Genomic DNA, 19,713 nt, shown 5'->3' on the forward strand with positions numbered 1-19,713 from the left:
CCGCTCCCCCTAGCCCTTGACGGCGCCGGCGACCAGGCCGCTCGACAGGCGGCGCTGCACCAGCACGAAGAACATCATGACCGGGATCGTGATGATGGTCGAGGCCGCCATCACGTAGCCCCACTCGTTGGTGTGCTCGCCGAAGAACTGCTTCAGACCGATCGCGACCGTGTAGTTGTCGCTCGCGCCGCCCAGCAGGGTCATCGCGAAGATGAACTCGTTCCACGCCGTGATGAAGGCGAAGACGCTCGTCGCGACCAGGCCCGGCATCACCAGCGGGAACAGCACAGAGCGGAACATCCGCCACCAGCTGGCGCCGTCGAGGTAGGCGGCCTCCTCCAGCTCCACCGGCACCGCCGCCACGAAACCGCGCAGCATCCAGATGCCGAAGGGCAGGGACAGCGCGACGTACACGACGATCAGGCCCAGCAGCTGGTTCAGGAGGCCGAGGTCGCGCACCTGAACGAACAGCGGGATGACGAGGGCCTCCAGGGGCACCATCTGCACCGACAGGATCATGAACAGCATCGCCGTGCGGAACTTGAAGTTGAACCGCGCCACCGCGACCGACGCCAGCAGGGCGAGGACCGCCGAGATCACCACGACCGCGACCGCGACGATCAGCGAGTTGCGGAGGAAGACGTCGAACCCGCCCTTGGTGAGCACGTACGCGAAGTTGTCGAGCGTGAACTCCTGCGGGATGAGCGACTGACCACCGCTCGACGCGCGCTTGTCGAACGCGCTGGACAGCATCCAGTAGACGGGGAAGAGCGTGAAGACGAGCAGCAGGGCGACGAGGACGCCCTTGCCGATCTTGCCGCCGATCGAGCGCTTCACAGCTTGTCCTCCTTGAGCATCGTGCGGACGTAGACGACCGTGATCGCGAGCAGCACCAGCGTGAGCAGGACGGCGATCGCGGAACCGAAGCCGTACCGGTTCTGACCGAACGACTCCACGTACGACCACACGCCGAGGTTGAGCACCTGGCGGTTGGACCCCGAGCCTCCCGGCATCAGATAGACCTGCGCGAACACTTTGAAGTCCCAGATCGTGGAGAGGATGATCACCACGGCGAAGACCTGCTTCAGCGACGGCACGATGATCGAGAAGAAGCGGCGCACCGCTCCCGCGCCGTCCATCGCCGCCGCCTCCAGCATCTCCTTCGAGACGCCGAGCAGACCGGCCAGAACCGTGATCGCCACGAACGGGAACCCGTGGTGGATGATGTTGAGGAGCACGATCCCGTAGAACGTGAACGGGTTGGTGAACCAGTTGAACGACTCGTGCATCAGCCCGAGGTTCTTGAGCACCTGGTTGACGATGCCGTTGTCCGCGTCGAAGATCCAGACCCAGACATAGGTGCCGGTCACCGCGGGCATCGCCCAGGCGACCATGATCGCGCTGCCGACGATGGTCCGCCAGGTCGGGCCGAGGCTCGCCATCAGCAGCGCGACGAGCGTGCCGAGGGCGACCGTGCCGGCGACCGACAGGATGGCGAAGATCACGGTGTTGGGGAGCGCGACCGTCCACAGCGTGGCATTGCCGAAGATCTCGGTGTAGTTGTCGAAGCCGATGAAGTTCGTCTTGCCGCTGACGATCTCGCGCAGACCGTAGTCCTGCAGCGAGATGATGACCACGCGGATCAGGGGCCACAGCAGCAGCCCGGCGAGCACGACCAGCGCGGGGGCGAGCAGCAGCCACGGCCGGCTCACGGCGATGAACGAGCGCTTGCGCTTCGGGGCGGGGGCGCCGGGGCGCCGGCCGCGCGCAGTGCGCACGGCCGGCGTCTCGGGACGAACGTCGATGGCCATCGGGCTACTTGTCGTTCAGCAGCTGGGTCATCTCCTTGGCCGCGTCGGTCGTCGCCTGGTCGACCGTCTTCTGCCCGGAGAGGATGGACTGGATCATCGCGTTGGTCGTCTGCTTGGCCTGCACCGCGCCGAACTGCGGGGTGACCGGCACGGACGCGCCGCCGTCGACCATCTGCGTGGCGAACGGCTTGACCAGCGGGTCGTCCGACTCCATCGCCTTCTTGACCAGCGAGTTCAGACCGGAGAAGTAGCCGGTCTGCGACGCCCACTCCTCGGCGTACTTGCCCGTGGTCATCATCTCGACGAACTTCCAGGCCAGGTCCTTGTTCTTGGCCGTGTTGAACACGCTCAGGTGCGAGCCACCGAGGACCGACGGGCTGATGCCGCCGTCCTTGCCCGGGATCGGGGTCGCGGCGATCTTGCCCTCGAGGTCGGGGGCCTTCTGCACGATCGTGGCCGGGGTCCAGGAGCCCTGGATGGCCATCGCGACCTTGCCCTGGTTGAAGTTGTCGAGCACGTCGGTCTCCTTCCAGGTGGTGGCGCCGGAGGTGGAGAAGCCGTACTTGGTGGCGAGGTCGGTGTAGAACTGGATGCCCTCACGCGACTTGGCGCTGTCGAGACCCGAGGTCCAGGTGCCGCCCTTCTCGGTGGCGACCTGGCCGCCCGCGCCCCAGACCCACGGGTACACGCCGAACTCGGCGGTGCCGGGAACGGCGAACGGGATCATGTCGGGCTTGGCGGCCTTGATCTTCTCGCCGGCGGCGACGATGTCGTCCCACGTCTTCGGAGCCTCGATGCCGAGCTCCTTGAACACGTCGGCGCGGTAGACCAGCGAGCGGACGCCGGCGTACCACGGCATGCCGTAGAGCTCGCCGTCGTAGGTGCCCGACTCCTTGAGGCCCTTCACCAGGTCATCCTCGAGTCCGGCCTTCTCGACGTAGTCGCCGATCGGGGCGAGCGCCCCGGCGTCGGCGAACTCGGCGGTCCAGGTGGTGCCGGTCTCCGCGACGTCCGGCGTCGTGTTGCCGGCGATGGAGGTCACGAACCGGTCGTGCGCGTCGGCCCACTGGACGAACTGCACGTCGAGCGTGGCTCCGGTCTCCTTCTTGAACTCGTCGCCGACCTCCTTGAAGAAGGCCGTGGAGTCGGGGTTGGTGCCCTGCATGATCCACACGCTGAGCTTCTGGCCCTTCGCGTCGACCGAGCCCCCATCGCCGCTGCCACCGCTCGAGCAGGCCGTGAGGGCCAGTGCTGCGATCGTGACGGCGGCGACGGAGAGGTAGCGCTTCTTCATGGTGCTGTCTCCTCTTCGAAACCGGGAATGTGTTGGTGGATGCCCTGCATCCGGGATGAAACTATCCTTCACACTTCGACGTGTGCTTGCAAGTTATTTCCACTCTACACATGTAAAAGGTATGTAACGGCGCCGTGACGGAGGTCTGGTGCTGCTCCGTCAGGCGATGCTGACCTGGCGCAGGAACGCCGCCGCTGCCGGGCTCGGCTCCTCCGACGCCGCGACCGCCACGGTCCACTTCGGGACGTCGCCGGAGAGCGGGACGGCCCGCAGCGTGTCGGGGCGCTTGCGGGCGAAGCTCGCGGGGACGACGGCCACTCCCAGGTCGTAGCCGACCAGGTCGAGCAGCGGGTGCACGTCGTTGACCTCCATCGCGGGCCGGTAGTCCAGCCCGGCCGCTGCGAACGCGCGCCGCGTCAGGGCTTGTGCGCCCCAGCCCTCCTGGAAGCCGATCATCGTCTCGCCTCGCAGGCTTTCGATCGGGAGGCTCTCCTCACCGGAGTAGCGGTGGTCGGGGTGGCAGAGCACGAGCAGGTCTTGCGTGCTGAGCCGGCGCAGGCGCACCCCGACGGGCGTGTGGCCGGTGTCGACGACGAGGGCGACATCCACCTGCCCGTTCGCGACCGCGTCGACCAGTTCGACCGATCCGGTCTGGCGGAGTCGCACCTCCACGCCCGGGTTGGCGGTGCGGAACGCGGCCAGTTCGGCGGGCAGGTCGACGGAGCCGAGGCACGGCTCGGCGCCGACGGTCAGTCGTCCGCGCTGCAGTCCGCGCACGGCCGCGACGGCGTCGCGTGCGGCGGCGGCGCTCGCGAGGGTGCGCACCGAGTCGGCGAGGAGGGCTTGTCCGGCCGTCGTCAGTTCGACGCGGCGGGTGCTCCGGATGAAGAGGGAGGTGCCCAGTTCCTGTTCGAGGGAGCGAATGGAGGCTGACAGTCCCGATTGGGAGATCTGCAGCAGCTCGGCTGCGCGGGTGAAGTGCCGCTCCTCTGCGACGGTGACGAAGTGCTCGAGCTGACGCAGTTCCATTCAGCAAGGATACTGCTGAATCCGGGCCTCTCGATTTGCTCGACCGATGCCTGGGGGTGCGCGGAGGAGCCTGTCAGCGGCCGCAGCGCCCCGTCGGCGCGGCGGTCGCTGCGTCGGTGTGGGCGTGGCGGTGGGGGTCGACGTTGCTCAGCGTGACGGGTCCGTGGGCGGGGAGGGCGACGAGGTCGCCCGGGTGCAGGTCCGCCGGCAGGTCCATGAGGCGGGGGCCGGCGTGGACGGTGCAGAGCGGCGCCGGGGACGCCCGCCCGATGAGCCGCGCTTGGGAGGTCTCCGCGGCGATGGTGCGCAGGTCGGCGTCGAGTTCGATGTCGAGGCCGCCGCCGGGGTGTCGCGCCACGTTCGTGACGCTGGTGACGACGGCGGCTGCGTCGTCGTCCGTGTGGACGCAGGGGGTGGTGCACCAGTCGGCGAGGCGGACGAGCGAGACGCCGGCGATGACCACGTCCGTCGTCGTGGGGTGGGTGTGGGCGGGCCAGCGGGTGGCGTCGAGGGGTTCGGGGATGCTGCAGCGGAGCGTGGGGATGATGCGGGTGAGGGTCATGCGTCCGGTCTACGCGGCGAGCGCCTCCCGCGGGCCGGTCCTGACGGATCCCATGCGGGAGGCGCGTCTTTCCGTGCGGATCCCTGACGGGGGCCGGTCAGCGCACTCCCTTCATCATGCGCAGGACCCAAGGGGTGAGCAGCACGAGGACGACACCCACGGCGACCGCCACTCCTCCGATGATGCCGAAGTAGACCCCTTCTGTTGCCGGCGTGTACAGCTTGGCGAGCTGTCCGGCCATCGCCGTCCCGAGAGCGACGGAGAGGAAGAAGAGGGCGACCATCTGCGCTTGGAACGCGTGCGGCGCGAGTTTGGTGGAGGCGGAGAGGCCGACCGGGGAGAGCAGGAGTTCGGCGATCGTGAAGGCGAGGAGGATGCCGACGACCGCCAGGAGGGGCGTGCTGTTCTTGCCGCCTCCCGCCCAGAACAGGAACAGCCAGAACGTGAGCCCCATGAGGATCGTCCCTGCGGCGAACTTGATCGGGGTGGACGGCTGCTTGTCTCCCCATTTCGTCCAGATCGCTGCGAAGACGCCGGAGAGGATGATGATGAAGATCGGGTTGATGGACTGCACCCACGAGACGGGGAAGTCCCAGCCGAACAGGTTCCGGTCGAGGCGTTCGTCGGAGTAGATCGTCAGCACCGTGAACTGCTGCTGGTAGAGGGACCAGAACGCCGCACTGGTGATGAAGAGCGGAATGAACGCCAGGATCCTGCTGCGTTCCTCCTTGGTGACAAGGCGGGACGTCAGGATGACCGTGAAGTACGCGATCGCGGCCGCGATGGTGACGACGATCACGACCAGCGCGAGGTTCTGCGCCGTGATCACCCCGGTGAGCACGAGTGCGACCACGACCACCAGGGCTGCGGTGGTGATGCCGATGACGAGCGGGTACCGCTTCGCCGGGAGCGGGTTCGGCACGGCGCGCGCTTCGTCGGGGAGCCGCTTGCGGCCGATGGAGTACTGGATGAGGCCGATCGCCATTCCGAGTGCGGCGAGCGCGAACCCGTAGTGGAAGCCGAGCGTGGTCTGCAGCAGTCCGGTGAGCAGCGGTCCGAGGAAGCCGCCCAGGTTGATCCCGAGGTAGAACAGCGAGAACCCCGCGTCGCGGCGGGAGTCGTGCTCGTCGTAGAGCGTCCCGACGATGCGGGTCGCGTTGGCCTTCAGGCCGCCGCTGCCGACGGCGACGAAGATCAGGCCGACGATGACACCCGCGAACCCGGGCAGGAGTGCCAGTGCGATGTGTCCGGCCATGATGACGACCGCGCTCCAGAACAGGATGCGTTCGGAGCCGAAGAGCCGGTCGGCGAGCCACGCGCCGAGGATGGTCGACAGGTAGACGGCTCCGCCGTACGCGCCGACGATCCCCGCCGCGGTCGCCTGGTCGAGCCCCAGGCCGCCCTTCTCGACCGAGTAGTAGAGGTAGATGAGCAGGATGCCCTGCATGCCGTAGAACGAGAACCGCTCCCACATCTCCACCCCGAAGATGTTCGCCAGGGCGCGCGGCTGGCCGAAGAAGCCGTGGCTCTCGCGGTCCTCCGGCTGCGGTGCCGGCTTCACTTCACTGGTGTCGCTCATGCGCACATGCTCCCACCGTGTCGGGGCGTGCGGGAGGCCGCACTCATTCGAACATCTCCGCGACGGCCCGGTCGACTTCGCGATAGGTCGCCGCCGCCGCCTCCGCGATCGCAGCGGCCCCGGCGAGCTCCTCCACCTGCGTCCGGTGGTCCTGGTCCCAGCGCGTGTGAGCCGCGACGAACTCGTCCCTCGCGCCCCCCGACCACTTTCCCGCGACCCCCCGCGCCGCTTTCGCGAGCACCTCACGCCCCTCCGAGAGCCGCTCCCCGCGCCTCCGCAACTCCCCCGCCAGCTCCTCGAGCTTGTCCGGATCCACCCTGAACTCGGTCATGACGGGACCTGACCTTCGAGGTCCGGATCCGAGGGGACGCACCGGCTGTAACCCCGAAAATCTGCGTAGCCCTCACCGACCGTGAAAACTGCCCCGAATCCTTCCGGCGTGGTTCCAGTCAAGTAGGCCGGATACGAGACCACCTTGCGCGGCGGGGTGAGGGTGTCATCGGTCTCGACCTTCACCGAGTACCCGAGTCGATTCCACTCTTCCGCTACCTGCTCAGCGATCACCAGCACGGGTGCGTTCAACTCCCCGAAACGTTGGTTCACTCGCGACCAGCTGTCCATGTAGTCACTTCGGCCGCTTCGCGCGCACCCTCCCCACGAGGATTCGGCGTCGGACGACCCCCACCCCGGCCCGACGACAGCGAGAGTCTCCTCGTATAACTCTTCGACCTCAGCCTTCGCCCCATCTCGATCCACGCTTCTTTCCCCTTCCTCAGCCGTCGAGCAGCCCGACAACACACCCATGAGGGCGGCCGTTCCAGCGACAGTCACGACGAGCCTGCGAAAACGTCTCGTCATCGTCCCCACTGCCGAAGCATTCCTTCTGCTCTCGCGCGCGATCGGTCGTCCGGTGTCCCGCCGCGCGCAAGCCAGTCCATTTCACCCGCGGCCCCGCGCGCCGCTTTCGCCAGCGCCTCGCGCCCCTCCGCGAGTCGTTCCCGTCGCCGCCACGACTCCCCCGCCAGCTCCTCGAGCTGCTCCGGATCCACTCTGAACGCGGTCATGACGGGTCCTGACCTTCGAGGTCCGGATCGGAGGGGACACACCGGCTGCGTCCCCGGAAATCCGCGTAGCTTTCACCGATAGTGAACACGGCTCCGAACCCGTTCTCGGTCGTGCCTGTGAGGTAGGCCGGGAAAGAGACGACCTTGCGTGGCGGCGTGAGCGAGTCGTCCGACACGACCGTGACGGAATACCCCATTCGGTTCCAGCCTTCGGCTACCCGCTCCGCAATCTCCTGAGGAGAAGCATCGAGCGGTCCGAACCGTTGATTGAAGCGCGCCCAACTATCCACCTCACGGGCGATACCGCTGCGCCCGCAGCCGCTCCATTCGGACTCTGAAGCGTTCCAGCCATCGCCCACGATTTCGAGCGTCTTCTCGTAGAGCCCCTCGATCTCCGCCTTGGCCCTCTTATGTTGCATCTGGATTGTCTTCCCATCTATCGGGGATTGAGCGCACCCGGCCAATGCGGTGAACCCAACGACCGTGCAGAAGACGACGGTGAGGCTCTTCACGAGCACGTGACTCATCTCGTAAGCCCTCCGACCCGGTTACCGGTCCTCAGACCTGATCGATCGTCGGGCGTTCCCTCGTATTGCAGTTCCGCACCCTTGCCCATCGATGCCATGGCGGCGGCGTACTGCGCAGAGGTGAAGTCATTCAGGTAGCTGGGCTCCTTCTCCGAACCGAATGGTCCGTGACTCGAAACTCCTTTGAGGTCTCTGCCATTTATGGAGGTGCCTTCTGATGTGAATACTTTCGCGCCGTAGCCAGGATCAGTCGGATCGGTCCGTCCGGACACAAATTGCCCGAGTGGCGCCCACTCGTCAGCGACCGCCTGAGTTGCGTACACCTCTCCCAGCGGCACATTCAGCACCCCTGCCACCGGCGCCCCGCCGGAGACTCCAGCTGACCCGAGCATCACGACGTTTCCAGCACTGACTCCCGGGCGCGCCAGGGCGATGGCAGCGACATTCGTACCGTAGGAGTGCGCAACCACGGACAGCTGTGATGACTGCGCGCCCCAGCCTTCTATGCCCTGAAGACCCTGAAGCGTCCGGCCGAGCCGATCCGCGCCTGCTTCAGCCAATTCGTTGCGGATCACGCCAACGACATCGATCGCTCCCGGTGGGTCGTAGTCGAGCCACGCGATGACGGCGATCTTGGACGCATCCAGACCGGATGCCACAGCTTGTGCTTCGCGAAGCGCCCGTGCCGCATTGCCGTAGTTCCAGATGTCCCCCGCCGTCGTCCCCATGCCCGGCACGATCAGGCTGACGTGTTCGGCGTCGTCGATGAGGCCGGTGCTCAGCGCCACCTTGGTGTGCTCGCCCGGCTGATACGCGTAGAGCTGGTGCGGCGGGGCGCCCTCGGGGCCGCCGCCGAAAGCGCGGCGGATGGCCGTGAGTTCGGCGAGGAGCTTCTCGTCCTTCTCGATGAGGCGGTCGAAGAGCGCGCGGGCGCCGGGGGCGAGGCCATCCCTGGTCCGCCTCAGTCTCTCGAGCTCGTCTTCCAGGGCGGCGATGTCTTTCGTCAGCATCCGTTCGTTCACCTCGGAGCGGGTGCGGGCGTCGACGCCGTCGAGATTGCCGACGACGCGCGGGATGCTGCGGGCGAGGCGGGAGCGGGTGGCGTCGTCGAGCTTCCGCCACCAGGCGGCGATGTGTCCCGGTCCGAGATCGAGAAGGCGGTCGAGCAGCTCGGGGTGCGCCGCAGCATACGCTTCGAGTTCGGAGCCGGACATGCGCCGGAGGTCGCGGAGCAACTTCTTCTCGCCGGCGTACGCCATGACCTCGGCGAGCCCCGCGGGCAGCGGAGCCGCCCCGAACACGGATCCCGTGAAGGCCCGGTCCGTGAGAGTGCGGAGCACCCGGGCGGTGTCACCGTCGCTCGCGGAGACCGCCGCGCGCGCATCCGTCAGGAGCGCTTCGGCGTTGTCCCGGATCGCCACTCCCGGATCGACGAAGACCGACAGCACCGGAAGCGCGAACGGCGCGCTCGCTGCACGTGCCTTCTCGTCGTCATGCTTGCGACGGGCGGCCGCGGTCGCCGTCTCGCCCCGCGACCACTCGGCGATCGCCCGGTCGGCGACGCGGAGTGCAGCAGCGATCTCCGCAGCGTGCGCGGAGAGTGCAGCGGCAGCCTCCCGATAGGCCGTCGCTGCCGCCGTCGTCCGGGTGAGGTGGCGCTCTCGCGCGGCGGTGAAGGCCTCCGCCGCAGCCCCTTCCCACACTTCCGGTACGGCTTTGCGATATTCCGCGGCGGCCGCGACAACTGATCGCGCCTGAACCTCCCACCGTTCCGCCTGCTCGCCGAGCGCGTGCGGGTCGCCCTCGACGAGGTCCTCCGGGCGCGAAGTCTGCCCCAGCTCGAGCGTCACGAGCCCGACCGCCTTCCTTGCTCGGCGATCGACGCCTCCGCTTCCGCGAAGAGGCTCGATGCCCGGGTCAGCCGCGCGACGAATTCCCCGTCGTCGTTCGCGATCCGCCCATCGGCCCTCCCCCACGCGACGGCGAAGCCCGACACGGCCGTACTCACGCTCTCGGACCCGGACATCGCGACAGCGACCGGCGATTCCGGATATCCCTCGAATCGCCTGCCGCACGCCCCGACGTCGTCGGTATCCACCCCCACAACAGACATGACTCGAAGGTATCGATCAAAAATACCCAGCTCAATATTTGGAATGCATGGAAAGAACGAGATGTCACGATCGGCGCAGAGGGCCCGTCGTTGACCACTCCCTGCGTATCCACGCACGATTCCCGCGTAACACTCCCGGCCACGCAACGATCCACCCTAAGCTTGCGCCGTGGACAACCTCGATCGCAGCATCCTCGACCTCCTCCGTCAGAACGCGCGGGCGGGATACGGCGACATCGGCTCGGTCGTCGGGCTGTCCGCGTCCGCCGTGAAGCGCCGCGTGGACCGGCTGGTGGCCGATGGCGTCATCCGCGGGTTCACCATCCAGGTCGACCCCGCGATCGACGGCATGAGCACCGAGGCCTACGTCGAGCTCTTCTGCCGTGGCACCGTCTCGCCCGAGGAGCTGCTGCGGATCCTCTCCGCCGTCCCAGAAGTCGTCGACGCCGGCACGGTGACGGGCAGCGCCGACGCGATCGTCCACATCCGCTCCCGCGACATCCCGAGCCTGGAGGCCGCCCTCGAGAAGGTGCGCCTGGCCCCCAACGTCGATCACACACGCAGCGCGATCGTGTTGTCGCGCCTGATCAACCGCGGCAACTCCTGACCGCGTCGCGAATCTTCAAGACGATCGGTCGGACCACGCGCACACTCGTGGCATGACCGAGACAGCACGCACGAGCCTCCCGATCGCCGCGCGTCGCGACGCGATCTGGCACGCACTGACCGACCCCGACACGATCGCCCGCTACATGTACGGCGCGCGCGTCACGACGGACTGGCAGGCGGGCTCGCCGATCACGTACCGCGGCGAGTGGGAGGGCAAACCCTACGAGGACAAGGGGACCATCCTCGAGATCGTCCCCGGCGAGCGCCTCGTGACCAGCTACTACAGCCCTCTCAGCGGCAAACCCGACGTCCCGGAGAGCTACCAGACGGTCTCTTATCTGCTCGCCGACGACGGCGATCGCACCCTCGTGACCATCACCCAGGACGGCTGCGCCGACCGGGCGGAGTCCGACCGGATGTCTGCGAACTGGGCGTCGACACTCGAGTCGTTGCGATCCGTGGTCGAGCAATCCTGAACGTCCTCTGCGAGAATCCTCAGACCGCGCGACGCCCGGCGACCACGGAACCGAGCGCCACCACGGCGAAGAGTGGCACGATGGGCGCATGAAGCTGCTCGTTGTGGAAGACGACCCCGACATGGGAGGCCTCGTTCAGCGCGGTCTCGCCGCCGAAGGTTACGAGGTCACCCTCGTCACCAATGGTGTCGATGCCCTGATCGCGCTGCGCAGCGACGCCTACTCGGCCGCCGCGATCGACGTGATGCTGCCCGGGATGAGCGGCTTCGAGCTGTGCCGCCACATCCGCGAGGCGGCGAACCCGATGCCGATCCTGCTCCTCACCGCACGCGACGCGATCGAGGACCGTGTCCACGGGCTCGACTCTGGCGCCGACGACTACCTCACGAAGCCGTTCGCCTTCGCCGAGCTCGCCGCCTGCGTGCGTGCTCTGCTGCGCCGCGAGCCGACCGGGATGCGCCCCCAGGTCACCGTGGGTCGGCTCACCGTCGACTCGCACGAACACCAGGCCCTCGTCGACGGACACGAGATGCCGCTCAGCCGCCGGGAGTTCACGCTGCTGCGCCTCTTCGCGACCAACCCGGACAAGACGCTCTCGCGCGCCGACATCCTGGAGTCCGTGTGGGGGACGACCGAGAACATCGGCACCAACGTCATCGACCAGTACGTCTCGTACCTGCGCAAGAAGCTCGACCTCGCCGAGGCCGGCCTCTCGATCGTCACCGAGCGCGGCCGCGGCTACCGGCTCGACGCCAAGAACGCGCTCGACGCCAAGGCGACGGGCGAGAGCAAGCAGGACGAGAAGCTGGAGACGTCGACGTCGTGAGGTGGCTGCGACGGCTGTCGATCACGGCGCGCATCACCATCGGCAGCCTCCTCGTCGCCTCGCTCTTCGGCCTCGCGGCGGTGGTCGTCATCCGCATCGGCGTCGCCTCGATCCTCCACAACGCGACGGTCACGCTGCTCGACAACGACATCGCGGCTCCCGCCGAGTCGGTGAAGAACAGTCCGCAGGGACCGTTCGACCTCCCCGGCGGCGGCCAGGAGCTCGCCGTCGTGGATGCCAGCGGCGCGATCCTCGCCTCCACTCTGCCCGCCGCGATGGAACCGAAGGTCGACAAGCTGATCGCGTTCGGCAGCACGCCGACCATGTACCAGCTCGGCGACGACCAGTACCTCGTGCTCACACAGACCGTCAGCACGCCCGAAGGGGTCGTGCACATCGTCGCGGCGCGCAACGACGAGACGACCGCGCTCATCCTCGACCGACTGACGGCCGCGCTGCTCATCGGCGCCGGCGTGCTCATCCTCGGCTTCGGCGGCGCGTCCTGGCTGCTGGCGCGGGCCGCCCTTCGACCGGTGAGCAGGATGCGCGAGCAGGCCGAGCTGATCGCGGGCGAGGAGCGCACGGGCCAGGAGGCGTCGACCAGCGTGCTCACCGTCGGGCCGGCGCAGGACGAGCTCTCGGAGCTGGCCACCACGCTCAACGACCTCATCCGCCGGCTGCGCGCCTCCGCCGACCGTGAACGCCAGATGGTCTCCGACGCCAGCCATGAGCTGCGAACTCCCCTGGCCGTGCTGCGCGGACAGCTGGAACTCGCCGAGCTCGATGCGGGCGACCCGACCGCGCTCCTCCACGACATCCGCTCCTCGCACGCCACCGCACTGCGTCTCGGTCAGCTCGCCAACAACCTGCTGGAGCTGTCGCGCATCGAGGCCGGCCCGACGAGCGGCCGCATCGACTGGCGCACCTTCGTCGACGAACTCACGGACGCGATCGATCGGGCTCGTCTCCTCGCCAGCGGTGACGACGACGCGGGTAGTATTTCGGTCGACTTCGAGTACGACCCTCGGCGCAGACCGGCCGCGGACGCCCGCATCGCGCTGAGCCCGACCGATGTCGGCCGCATCCTGGACAACCTCCTGGGCAACGCGATCACCGCGATCCGCTCGGTGCCCGGGCACGGGGATGCGACGGTGACGGCGGAGATCACCGTCGACGCCGACCGCGTCGTACTCACGGTGCGCGACACCGGTCCCGGGATGCCGGAGGATTTCATCCCGGTCGCGCTCGACCGTTTCACGCGTGCCGACGGGGCGCGAACGTCGACGTCGGGCGCCGGGGGCGGCCTCGGGCTGGCGATCGTCGCGGCTCTGGCCGGGGCGGCGGGCGGCGAGGTCGTCCTCGCCAACGGGCGACCGAACGGGCTGGTCGTCGCGGTGTCGCTGCCGCTCGTGCGGCCGGCGGATCAGTGACCGCTGCGGTCTGAGTCGACGCCGGCATCGGGGCCTTCGTCGAGGGTGGCGATCGCGGCGAGGTCGTCTGCGTCCAGCTCGAAGCCGAACGCCGCGAGGTTGTCGGCCATCCGCTGCGGGTTGGCCGACTTCGGAATGACGACGAGGCCGTTCTGGATGTGCCACCGCAGGACGATCTGACCGGGCGTGCGGTCGTGCTTCTCGGCCACGCGGGCGAGCACGCGGGAGGAGAGCAGGTCGCCCGAGCCTCCGCCCAGGGGGCTCCACGACTCGGTCAGGATGCCGTGCTCGGTGTCGTATGCTCGCTGCTCGCGGCGGGTGATCGCCGGGCTGAGCTGGATCTGGTTGACCCCGGGGACGACGCCCGTGGCGGCGATGAGCGTGTCGAGGTGCGCCGGCTTGAAGTTCGAGACGCCGATCGCGCGGGCCTTCCCTGCCTCGCGGAGACGGATGAAGGTCTCCCAGGTGGAGACGAACTCGCCGCGCGCGGGCAGCGGCCAATGGATCAGGAGCAGGTCGACGTAGTCCAGCCCCAGTCGCTCGAGACTCGCGTCGAGGCCGGCGACGGCTCGGTCCTGTCCCTGGTACTCGCCGTCGAGCTTGGTGGTGACGAACCAGTCTTCGCGGGCCACGCCGCTCGCGGCGACGCCCCGGCCCACACCGATCTCATTGCCGTACTTGACCGCGGTGTCGACGTGGCGGTAGCCCAGCTCCGCTGCCGCGACGATGGCCTTCTCGACCTCGGCGTCGTCGAGCGGCCAGGTGCCGAGTCCGAGCTGCGGGATGGAGCCGCCCGAGTTGAGGGCGAGAGACGGCACGGCGGACGGGACGGAGGCGGGGGTCGTCATGCCTTCAGCCTACGCTCGCGGTCCGGATCACCTCATCGGAGAACCGGGTCGGGTTGCCGAAGCGGTGGTTCGTGATCGAGATCGCCTGCTCGTGCAGGAACGGGAGCACCTCCACCCGCCCCGACGGCGTCACGGCCCCGGAGTACACGGCGATGTCAGGTGCGCCGCTGAGAGCGTCGGCGAGGGCCACCGGGTCGCCTCCGATGAGCCGGATGCGGTGTACGCCCGCCATACCGCCGCGCAGTCGCGCCAGCCACTGGGCGTCGTCCTCCACGGTGACCTCGATCTCGCGTTCGCGGAGGAGGTGGTGCGTCGCACGGGGCAGTTTGAGCGCGGTGCTCACCGAGAACGGCGAGCGCGCGATCGTCCCCGCCGCGATGATGCGCAGCAGTTCCGCGAGTGTGCTCCCCTCCGAGAGCCGGATGGTCACGGGGACGGGACGGTAGCGGAAGAGGTTGCGCTCCACCCCGAGCGCGGACACGTCCTTCACCTGGCGGTACTCGGTGGCGACGGCGATCGCGTCGCTGAGTGCCGAGCGACGGACGAGGTCGAACGCAGCGTAATCCATCGACGATTGCCCGGACTCGATCAGATCCGACACGCGGTCCTCGAGGCCGCGGAGATGCAGGCTGGCGCTGGACCGCCCCGTCTCGGGGACCCATCCGCCGAGTCCGAGGAGGTAGTTGGGACCGCCCGCCTTCGTGCCGGCCCCCACGGAGGAGCGCTTCCAGCCGCCGAACGGCTGCCGCCGCACGATCGCGCCGGTGATGCCGCGGTTGACGTAGAGGTTGCCGGCTTCGACGGTCTCCAGCCACTCGGCCAGCTCATCCGAGTCGAGGGAGTGCAGCCCGGCCGTCAGGCCGTACTCGACGGCGTTCTGGTACCGCACCGCCTCGTCGAGGGTGCGGGCGGTCATGATCCCGAGCACCGGGCCGAAGAACTCGGTGAGGTGGAAGTAGGAGCCGGGCTGGACCCCGGTGCGGATGCCCGGGGACCAGAGGCGGCCGGTGTCGTCCAGCCGCTTCGGTTCCACGAGCCACTCCTCGTCGGATCCGAGCGTGGTGAGGGCGTGCAGGAGCTTGCCTGCGGCCGGCTCGATCAACGGGCCCATCTGGCTGGTCGGATCGGAGGGATAGCCGACGCGCAGGCTCGTGGTGGCGTCGATCAGCTGGCGCCGGAACCGCTCCGAGCGAGCGACCGAGCCGACCAGGATGACGATGCTCGCCGCGGAGCATTTCTGCCCGGCGTGGCCGAACGCGCTCTTCACGATGTCGGAGACGGCGAGGTCGTAGTCGGCGCTCGGGGTCACGATGATGGTGTTCTTACCGCTGGTCTCCGCCAAGAGGGGGAGGTCGGGCCGCCACGAGCGGAAGAGCGTCGCCGTCTCGTACGAGCCGGTGAGGATTACGCGGCCGACCCGCGGGTCCGCGATCAGCGATCGGCCGAGCTCGTTCTCCGGCGCATCGGCGAGCGCGAGGAGTTCTCGCGGGATTCCGGCCTCCCACAGCGCCTCGACGAGCACCGCTGCACAGCGCTTGGCCTGCGGTGCCGGCTTGATGATCACCCCGCTACCCGCGGCGAGCGCGGAGAGCACGGATCCTGCCGGGATGGCGACGGGGAAGTTCCACGGCGGCGTGACAACCGTGAGTGCGGAGGGGACGAATCGCGCGCCCTGCACGCGGTCGAGGTCGCGCGCGAGCGCCGCGTAGTAGTGGGCGAAGTCGACGGCCTCGCTCACCTCCGGGTCGGCCTCGGCGATGGTCTTGCCCGTCTCGGCGGCCATCACCTCGATGAGGCGGTCGCGGTTGGCCTCCAGCGCGTGGCCGGCGCGGTCGAGCACGGCGGCGCGGTCGTATCCGCTGCGCGTCCCCCACGAGGTGCCGGCTGTGACGGTCTGCCGGAGGATGGTCTCGAGCCGGGTGGCGTCCGTCACGGCGGCGGCCGCGATGGTCGCGGAGCCGAGGTCGGAGGCGGTGGACCGGGAGAGGATGCGACGCCCCCAGCTGCGGTTCGCGGCGATCGATGGGTCGGTGTCCGGCGCCTTGCGGAAGGCGGCCGCCGCCGTCCCCGCCGCGACGGGAGCCGACGCAGCGGGCGCAGTCGCCGAGTCGGACGACGCCGCCGCTTCCACCGAGGGGAGCGCGGGATCCTCGACGTCGAACAGGCCGTCGCCCGCGGATCCGCGCGACAGACCGAGGACCACGCTCGTGAGGCCTTCGTCGGTCTGGCCGCTGGGAAGCACTGCGGGCGGCCGCGTGAACGACGGAGCGGTCGCCTCCTCCCATTCGCGGGTCCGGTCCTGCTGACGATGCGGCACGGGAGCGGCGCCGCGCGGGAGCGCGTCGGCCTCGAGGGCCGCCACCGAGGCGAGGAAGCGCTCCTTCTCCCGGTCGAACAGCGCCGGGTCCGAGTCCAGCTCGAAGACCGCGGACATGAAGTTCTCCTGGCTCGCGTTCTCCTCCAGCCGGCGGATCAGGTACGAGATCGCCACGTCGAACTCCCCCGGGTCGACGACGGGGGTGTAGAGCAGGAGGCCGCCAACAGTCCGCTTGACCGCGTCCGCCTGCGCCGTCGCCATCCCGAGCAGCATCTCGAAGTCGATCCGTTCCGTCACGCCCCGTTGCGAAGCAAGGAGCCATGCGTACGCCACATCGAAGAGGTTGTGACCGGCGACGCCGATCTTCACCGCGTCCGTGTGCTCGGGCGTCAGCGCCCAGTCCAGCACCCGTTTGTAGTTCGCGTCGGTCTCGAGCTTGCTGCCATAGGTCGCGAGCGGCCAGCCGTGGATCGCGGCATCCACGCGCTCCATGGCGAGGTTCGCTCCCTTGACGACACGGACCTTGATGGGGGCGCCGCCCTGCACGCGTCGCTCCGCAGCCCACTCGGTGAGCGTCTGCAGGGCGTCGAGAGCGTCGGGCAGGTACGCCTGCAGCACGATCCCCGCCTCGAGTCCTCTGAACTGCGGCTTGCCGAGGATGCCGGTGAAGACCGCGACGGTGAGATCGAGGTCGCGGTACTCCTCCATGTCGAGGTTGATGAATTTCGGGGTGGGGGAGGTCGCGGCCAGCTCGTAGAGCGGAGTGAGTCGTTCGACCACGCGCTGCACGGTCTCGTCGAACGCCCACATCGACAGCTGCGACGCGATCGAGGAGACCTTGATCGACACGTAGTCGACGTCGTCCCTGGCCAGGAGCGCCCGCGTGCCTTCCAGACGGCGTGCGGCCTCCGCCTCGCCGAGCACCGCCTCGCCGAGCAGGTTCAGGTTGAGCCGTGCGCCGTGGCCTTGCGGGTCGGCGGGAGCGCGGAGGTGCGCGATGGCCGGGCCCAGCTTCTGCGGCGTCGCGTCGACCACGAGGTGGCCGACCATGCGGCGGAGCACCTGCCGGGCGATGGGGATGACGATCCAGGGCACCACCGGACCCAAGGCGCCTCCGAGCCAGATCGCCAGCCGCATGTACCAGGGGAGGAAGCGCGGGATGCGCTTGGCGACCCGCTGCAGGTTGTAGCCCGCCACGAAGAGGTCCTGCGGGCGGGCGACGCCGTCCACGAACCCGACCGCGAAATCGAGGCCGTCCGGGTCGCGGAGCACGCCGGCGAGGCGTTCGGCCGCCGGGTCCTGCCGGGAGCCGTCGCTCGCGCGGGCACTCTCGGTCAGCCAGACGCGCACCAGCTCGACGGCCTCGTGGGCCAGCTGAGCAGGGCGCTGCGGGGCGCCGTCCGTGTCATCCACCATGATCACGACTGTAACGACCCCGGCCGCGCGGACGCTGGCGGCGCTCGAACATGTGGAGAAGTCGCAGCCGGAGCGACCGTTGTGGAGAGCATTCGTCTCCCCGTGGGCGTCGCCTAGGCTCTCTTGCATGACGGACAGCGCACCCTCCTCCCCCGCCGCGACGCACGACGTCGTGATCGTCGGCGGCGGCCACAACGGGCTCACCGCCGCGGCCTATCTCGCGAAGGCCGGCAAGAGCGTGATCCTGCTCGAGCGCCTCGACGACGTCGGCGGTGCAGCGGTCAGCGCGCAGGCATTCCCTGGGGTGGAGGCGCGACTCTCGCGCTACTCCTATCTCGTGAGCCTCCTCCCCCAGCGCATCATCGACGACCTGGGGCTCGACATCCGGCTCGCCCGGCGCCGGTACTCGTCGTACACGCCTGTCCCGGGAGACCCCACGGGCGCCGGCCTGCTCATCGACAACACCGACCAGGAGGCGACGGCGGCGTCCTTCGCGCGCGTCGGCGCAGCGGCGGACGCCGAGGCCTTCACCGCCTTCTACGAGTCGACGGGAGAGGTCGCGCGCGCCCTCTGGCCGACGGTGACCGAGCCCCTCCTGACCCGCTCGGAGGCCCGCGGCCTGGTCGGTGACGACGAGCTCTGGGACGCCCTGATCGAGCAGCCCATCGGCGGCTTCATCGAGTCGCGCCTGCAGAGCGACCTCGTCCGGGGCGTCGCCGCGACCGACGCACTCATCGGCACGTTCGCCAGCGTCTCCGACGCGTCGCTCGATCAGAACCGCTGCTTCCTTTACCACGTCATCGGCCAGGGCACGGGCGAGTGGGATGTCCCGATCGGCGGGATGGGCGCCGTCACCGGCGAGCTCGCCCGCGTCGCTCGCGAGGCCGGCGCGCGCATCGTCACGGGCGCCGAGGTCACGGCCATCCACCCCGACGGCTCGGTGTCCTACCTGCGCAACGGCCACGAGCGTCATGTCGAGGGCGAGCACGTCCTCGTGAACGTCGCGCCGGAGGTCCTCGACCGCCTGCTCGACGCGGACGGCGACCCCGATGCCCGCACCGGCACCGATACCCCGGCCCGCGCGCGCGCCGAGGGCGCACAGGTGAAGGTCAACCTCCTGCTGAGCCGCCTCCCCCGGCTCCGCGACGAGTCGCTCGACCCGCAGGCGGCCTTCGGCGGCACGTTCCACATCAACGAGACCTACACGCAGCTCGAGGCCGCTCACGCCGGGATGCTGCGCGGCGTCATGCCCGAATTCCTGCCCTGCGAGATCTACTGCCACACTCTCGCCGATCCCAGCATCCTCGATCCCGAGCTGGCGGAGAGCGGCGCGCAGACCATCACGGTCTTCGGCCTCCACACCCCTGACCGCTGGCTGACCGACGAGAACAACGACGCCACACGCCAGCGCCTGCAGGATGCCGTGCTCGCCTCGCTCGACTCCGTGCTCGCCGAGCCGATCGAGAGCCTCCTGCTCACCGACGGCGACGGCAACCCCTGCATCGAGACCAAGACCACGCGCGACCTCGAACGCGCCCTCAACATGCCCGGCGGCAACATCTTCCACGGGCCGCTGTCGTGGCCGTTCGCCGAGGACGACGAGCCCCTCGGCACGCCCGCGGAGCGCTGGGGTGTCGCGACGCAGCACCCCCGCATCCTCCTCTGCGGCTCGGGCGCCCGACGGGGCGGAGCGGTCAGCGGGCTCGGTGGGCACAACGCCGCGATGGCCGTTCTGGAGGGCTGAGAGCGGCACGTGCGCGGGCTGAGAGGACTCGCACCCACCACCCATCACCCGCCCAGCGCCACCACTGC

The 19,713-nt window shown here is 69.0% G+C and carries 18 protein-coding genes; 5 read left to right on the top strand and 13 right to left on the bottom strand.

All coding sequences use genetic code 11. The annotated features are described in order from the left end of the window. Positions 1 to 9: 9 nt before the first annotated feature. The 11 genes from FHX33_RS10380 to FHX33_RS10430 all read right to left on the bottom strand — a co-directional run bounded on the left by FHX33_RS10380 (position 10) and on the right by FHX33_RS10430 (position 9,964). Positions 10 to 837: a carbohydrate ABC transporter permease gene (locus tag FHX33_RS10380; RefSeq protein WP_021765284.1), complete on the bottom strand. Its 828-nt coding sequence runs from the start codon at positions 835 to 837 to the stop codon at positions 10 to 12. Then, positions 834 to 1,811, bottom strand: a complete 978-nt coding sequence (locus FHX33_RS10385) for a carbohydrate ABC transporter permease (RefSeq protein WP_183428477.1) — start codon at positions 1,809 to 1,811, stop codon at positions 834 to 836. Before FHX33_RS10385 ends, FHX33_RS10380 begins: the two co-directional genes overlap by 4 nt. A gap of 4 nt (positions 1,812 to 1,815) precedes the next feature. Next, a complete protein-coding gene (locus FHX33_RS10390) occupies positions 1,816 to 3,105 on the bottom strand; it encodes a sugar ABC transporter substrate-binding protein (RefSeq protein ID WP_021754919.1) in 1,290 nt (429 codons plus the stop codon). Between the two features lie 159 nt (positions 3,106 to 3,264). Further along, positions 3,265 to 4,134, bottom strand: a complete 870-nt coding sequence (locus FHX33_RS10395) for a LysR family transcriptional regulator (RefSeq protein ID WP_179700523.1) — start codon at positions 4,132 to 4,134, stop codon at positions 3,265 to 3,267. A gap of 73 nt (positions 4,135 to 4,207) precedes the next feature. Beyond that, positions 4,208 to 4,696 (bottom strand): hypothetical protein, encoded by a 489-nt coding sequence (locus FHX33_RS10400; RefSeq protein ID WP_021763680.1) that lies wholly within the window; start codon positions 4,694 to 4,696, stop codon positions 4,208 to 4,210. Positions 4,697 to 4,793: 97 nt separating this feature from the next. After that, entirely contained in the window at positions 4,794 to 6,275 is a 1,482-nt protein-coding gene (locus tag FHX33_RS10405) for a peptide MFS transporter (RefSeq protein ID WP_021763681.1), read from the bottom strand. A 43-nt stretch (positions 6,276 to 6,318) separates the two neighbouring features. Then, positions 6,319 to 6,606: a WXG100 family type VII secretion target gene (locus FHX33_RS10410; protein ID WP_021763682.1), complete on the bottom strand. Its 288-nt coding sequence runs from the start codon at positions 6,604 to 6,606 to the stop codon at positions 6,319 to 6,321. Then, the gene (locus tag FHX33_RS10415; protein ID WP_169730343.1) at positions 6,603 to 6,896 is read right to left on the bottom strand and encodes a hypothetical protein; all 294 of its coding nucleotides are present in this window, start codon (positions 6,894 to 6,896) and stop codon (positions 6,603 to 6,605) included. Before FHX33_RS10415 ends, FHX33_RS10410 begins: the two co-directional genes overlap by 4 nt. 439 nt (positions 6,897 to 7,335) lie before the next feature. Continuing rightward, positions 7,336 to 7,866, bottom strand: coding sequence for a hypothetical protein (locus FHX33_RS10420; protein ID WP_021763685.1), 531 nt, complete (start codon positions 7,864 to 7,866; stop codon positions 7,336 to 7,338). Then, complete coding sequence (locus tag FHX33_RS22125) at positions 7,863 to 9,716, bottom strand: alpha/beta hydrolase (protein ID WP_021763686.1); 1,854 nt, start codon at positions 9,714 to 9,716, stop codon at positions 7,863 to 7,865. The genes FHX33_RS10420 and FHX33_RS22125 overlap by 4 nt, the downstream gene beginning before the upstream one ends. Then, complete coding sequence (locus FHX33_RS10430) at positions 9,713 to 9,964, bottom strand: hypothetical protein (protein WP_183428478.1); 252 nt, start codon at positions 9,962 to 9,964, stop codon at positions 9,713 to 9,715. Before FHX33_RS10430 ends, FHX33_RS22125 begins: the two co-directional genes overlap by 4 nt. 184 nt (positions 9,965 to 10,148) lie before the next feature. Here FHX33_RS10430 and FHX33_RS10435 point away from each other — a divergent pair, with 184 nt between their 5' ends. The 4 genes from FHX33_RS10435 to FHX33_RS10450 all read left to right on the top strand — a co-directional run bounded on the left by FHX33_RS10435 (position 10,149) and on the right by FHX33_RS10450 (position 13,320). Continuing rightward, positions 10,149 to 10,586, top strand: a complete 438-nt coding sequence (locus tag FHX33_RS10435; protein WP_021763688.1) for an Lrp/AsnC family transcriptional regulator — start codon at positions 10,149 to 10,151, stop codon at positions 10,584 to 10,586. Between the two features lie 52 nt (positions 10,587 to 10,638). Continuing rightward, the gene (locus tag FHX33_RS10440; protein ID WP_021763689.1) at positions 10,639 to 11,064 is read left to right on the top strand and encodes an SRPBCC family protein; all 426 of its coding nucleotides are present in this window, start codon (positions 10,639 to 10,641) and stop codon (positions 11,062 to 11,064) included. Between the two features lie 88 nt (positions 11,065 to 11,152). Further along, entirely contained in the window at positions 11,153 to 11,890 is a 738-nt protein-coding gene (locus FHX33_RS10445) for a response regulator transcription factor (protein WP_183428479.1), read from the top strand. Then, the gene (locus FHX33_RS10450) at positions 11,887 to 13,320 is read left to right on the top strand and encodes an ATP-binding protein (RefSeq protein ID WP_183428480.1); all 1,434 of its coding nucleotides are present in this window, start codon (positions 11,887 to 11,889) and stop codon (positions 13,318 to 13,320) included. Before FHX33_RS10445 ends, FHX33_RS10450 begins: the two co-directional genes overlap by 4 nt. Here FHX33_RS10450 and FHX33_RS10455 read toward each other — a convergent pair. Next, the gene (locus FHX33_RS10455) at positions 13,314 to 14,168 is read right to left on the bottom strand and encodes an aldo/keto reductase (RefSeq protein WP_021764595.1); all 855 of its coding nucleotides are present in this window, start codon (positions 14,166 to 14,168) and stop codon (positions 13,314 to 13,316) included. The two genes, FHX33_RS10450 and FHX33_RS10455, sit on opposite strands and share 7 nt — an antisense overlap. A 4-nt stretch (positions 14,169 to 14,172) precedes the next feature. Beyond that, the gene (locus tag FHX33_RS10460) at positions 14,173 to 17,901 is read right to left on the bottom strand and encodes a proline dehydrogenase family protein (RefSeq protein WP_183428481.1); all 3,729 of its coding nucleotides are present in this window, start codon (positions 17,899 to 17,901) and stop codon (positions 14,173 to 14,175) included. Between the two features lie 127 nt (positions 17,902 to 18,028). Here FHX33_RS10460 and FHX33_RS10465 point away from each other — a divergent pair, with 127 nt between their 5' ends. Further along, positions 18,029 to 19,645, top strand: coding sequence for a phytoene desaturase family protein (locus tag FHX33_RS10465; protein ID WP_021763887.1), 1,617 nt, complete (start codon positions 18,029 to 18,031; stop codon positions 19,643 to 19,645). Positions 19,646 to 19,713: the final 68 nt, after the last annotated feature.

This window comes from Leifsonia aquatica, from assembly GCF_014190775.1.
In the GTDB taxonomy this organism is placed as follows: domain Bacteria; phylum Actinomycetota; class Actinomycetes; order Actinomycetales; family Microbacteriaceae; genus Leifsonia; species Leifsonia aquatica.

Bases quoted from the DNA above. Each gene is read 5' to 3' on its own strand.
- FHX33_RS10420 (WP_021763685.1), bottom strand. From the start codon at position 7,866: ATGAGTCACGTGCTCGTGAAGAGCCTCACCGTCGTCTTCTGCACGGTC.
- FHX33_RS10405 (WP_021763681.1), bottom strand. From the start codon at position 6,275: ATGAGCGACACCAGTGAAGTGAAGCCGGCACCGCAGCCGGAGGACCGC.
- FHX33_RS10445 (WP_183428479.1), top strand. From the start codon at position 11,153: ATGAAGCTGCTCGTTGTGGAAGACGACCCCGACATGGGAGGCCTCGTT.
- FHX33_RS10465 (WP_021763887.1), top strand. From the start codon at position 18,029: ATGACGGACAGCGCACCCTCCTCCCCCGCCGCGACGCACGACGTCGTG.
- FHX33_RS10395 (WP_179700523.1), bottom strand. From the start codon at position 4,134: ATGGAACTGCGTCAGCTCGAGCACTTCGTCACCGTCGCAGAGGAGCGG.
- FHX33_RS10415 (WP_169730343.1), bottom strand. From the start codon at position 6,896: ATGGACAGCTGGTCGCGAGTGAACCAACGTTTCGGGGAGTTGAACGCA.
- FHX33_RS10400 (WP_021763680.1), bottom strand. From the start codon at position 4,696: ATGACCCTCACCCGCATCATCCCCACGCTCCGCTGCAGCATCCCCGAA.
- FHX33_RS10440 (WP_021763689.1), top strand. From the start codon at position 10,639: ATGACCGAGACAGCACGCACGAGCCTCCCGATCGCCGCGCGTCGCGAC.
- FHX33_RS10410 (WP_021763682.1), bottom strand. From the start codon at position 6,606: ATGACCGAGTTCAGGGTGGATCCGGACAAGCTCGAGGAGCTGGCGGGG.
- FHX33_RS10385 (WP_183428477.1), bottom strand. From the start codon at position 1,811: ATGGCCATCGACGTTCGTCCCGAGACGCCGGCCGTGCGCACTGCGCGC.
- FHX33_RS10455 (WP_021764595.1), bottom strand. From the start codon at position 14,168: ATGACGACCCCCGCCTCCGTCCCGTCCGCCGTGCCGTCTCTCGCCCTC.
- FHX33_RS10460 (WP_183428481.1), bottom strand. From the start codon at position 17,901: ATGGTGGATGACACGGACGGCGCCCCGCAGCGCCCTGCTCAGCTGGCC.
- FHX33_RS10390 (WP_021754919.1), bottom strand. From the start codon at position 3,105: ATGAAGAAGCGCTACCTCTCCGTCGCCGCCGTCACGATCGCAGCACTG.